We start from the raw sequence: 2,303 nt of genomic DNA on the forward strand, positions 1-2,303 counted from the left end.
CGAGATCACCGAGGACGAGGCAAAAGCAAGGGGCGGTAAGCTCATCGTGGCGGACTTTGGCGCAGAGAGCTGCGGCGACGCAGTGAGGCTATACTGGCTCGTGGACGAGAAAACCGACCGCATCATGGACGCTAAATTTAAAAGCTTCGGCTGCGGCACGGCCGTGGCGAGCTCCGATACGATGGCCGAGCTTTGCGTCGGCAAGACTGTGGACGAAGCGGTCAAAATCACAAACATCGACGTAGAAAAAGCTATGCGCGACACACCCGACGTCCCAGCCGTCCCGCCTCAAAAGATGCACTGCTCGGTCATGGCCTACGACGTCATCAAGGCCGCAGCGGCGCAGTACAAGGGTGTAGATCCTGAGCATTTCGAGGACGAGATCATCGTGTGCGAGTGCGCGCGCGTGAGCCTAGGCACGATCAAAGAGGTTATCCGCCTAAACGACCTACACACGGTCGAGGAGATCACGCAGTACACCAAAGCAGGCGCCTTTTGCAAGTCCTGCGTGCGTCCTGGCGGGCACGAAAAGCGCGAGTATTATCTCGTGGACATCCTTGCAGACACCAGAGCCGAGATGGAGCAGGAGAAAAAGCAAGCCGTCATCGACGCACAGGTTTCGGGCAAATTTGACGACGTGAGCTTTGAGAGCATGACCGTCGTGGGCCAACTAAAGGCCATCGAGAGCGTTATCGACAGAGAGATCCGCCCGATGCTGATGATGGACGGAGGCGACATGGAGATACTTGATCTACAAAAGGATGCCGAGGGCAAATTTGACGTCTATATCCGCTATATGGGCGCTTGCAGCGGCTGCGCGAGCGGCGCGACTGGTACGCTATACGCGATCGAAAACGTATTACAAGAAAACCTCAGCCCAAATATCCGCGTCCTACCTATCTGATCTGCTTTGCACCGCAAATTTGATGCGGCTTAGGCCTCAAATTTGATTAAATTCGGGCGGTTAATTTAGCCGCCCTACTCTTTTTTCTATTTTATTTGCAAATTTTAACGTCAGATTTGACCCCATTTTTAAATTTCACTCTTTTATTTCCTTATAAAAGCTTAAATTACGAGCCAAACAAACAACGGTCGTTATCAACAGTATCGGTATCAGCGGTATATATAGATAGACAAAAACTAATGCCGATGTGTCTCTATGAACAGCCTTGCCTTCCAAAAACAACGAGCCGACAGGATAATACAAAACCAGCGTCATGATCGCAAAATTTTCTATCGCAAAAATCGTATTGCTTTTTTCGGGATTTTCGACGAAAAGTTTACTATACCTGCGCTCCGAAATAAAAAATACGCCTACGCAAGCGACGCTAACTATGAATACCCAGTATAATTTATCAACATTAGATGAAAACAAAATCAAAAAAGCCATCGCAGCAGCGCTCACAAAGGCAAACCTAATCAAGCGGTGCAGCTGATATCTGCGCTTTAAATTTTCAGGAATTGACGCTAAGGCTTTGCCGTATTCTAGCGCTTCGACCTCCTCGTCGCTTTGGCCTAGCTCGGTTTCATGGCTCGCGCTCTCAAATTTCGGCTCAGATTCGGTTGCGTCGCTTTGATTGGCTTGCGCTTGACTTAAATTTTGCCCATTAGTCGTTTCGTCAGCGACTAGCTCGCTGATTTTTTCTTGCGATTTTAGTACTCTTTGCGGCAGATACACGGTCTCATCGGCAGCAAATTCGTCGTTGGCATTGTGGGCTATTATTGCGATGGGGAGCATAATTATCGTGATAAAGATCGCCTGCACGGTCGTTGGCGTACTAAAAGCCGCATCCAAAAATAACGCATATAAGCTCGCCGCAATGAAAAAGAGCGCGATAGTTTCAGTACATATCAAGGTAAAGGCCTTACCCTCGTCGCTAAACAAAAATACACTATACCGCTTGCGTCTAGGCGAGCTCAATGAAAAGAGTATTAACGCAGCAGACGCACCAAGCGCCACAGCAAATAAAAAAGGTGATGATGGGTGTGCAGGATCTACCAAGAAAGAAAAAAGAAGCACTATAAAAGTTGTGGAAAGCCCGATAAATAAATTCTTACCAAAGCGCCAATTATCGTAACTTTTTAAAGCATCTTGTGGAATTTGACTGATGTCGACGGCGATTTTATCTTTTTGAGTTTGCATTTTCGCCTCCTTTTTTGTTATTTTAGCCTAAATTTTAACTATATCATCACCAAAATCCATCTACCACAAATTCCAATTTACATAATTTAAATTTTCTATTTCTCCTATCAAAATACCTAAAATTCCGATAATCGTTAATGTAGAATATTTTAGTGACAAA

Annotated in this window: 2 protein-coding genes; one reads left to right on the plus strand and one right to left on the minus strand. The window is 46.3% G+C overall.

From position 1 onward, the window contains the following. Positions 1-904: iron-sulfur cluster assembly scaffold protein (locus tag Q0546_RS04035; RefSeq protein WP_298790762.1), on the plus strand; the 904-nt coding region annotated here is incomplete at its 5' end. 135 nt (positions 905-1,039) lie between these two features. Here the strand turns inward: Q0546_RS04035 and Q0546_RS04040 are convergent. Continuing rightward, positions 1,040-2,143: a hypothetical protein gene (locus tag Q0546_RS04040; RefSeq protein ID WP_298790764.1), complete on the minus strand. Its 1,104-nt coding sequence runs from the start codon at positions 2,141-2,143 to the stop codon at positions 1,040-1,042. Between the last annotated feature and the right edge of the window lie 160 nt (positions 2,144-2,303).

Source organism: uncultured Campylobacter sp. (assembly GCF_937997465.1).
Taxonomy (GTDB): domain Bacteria; phylum Campylobacterota; class Campylobacteria; order Campylobacterales; family Campylobacteraceae; genus Campylobacter_A.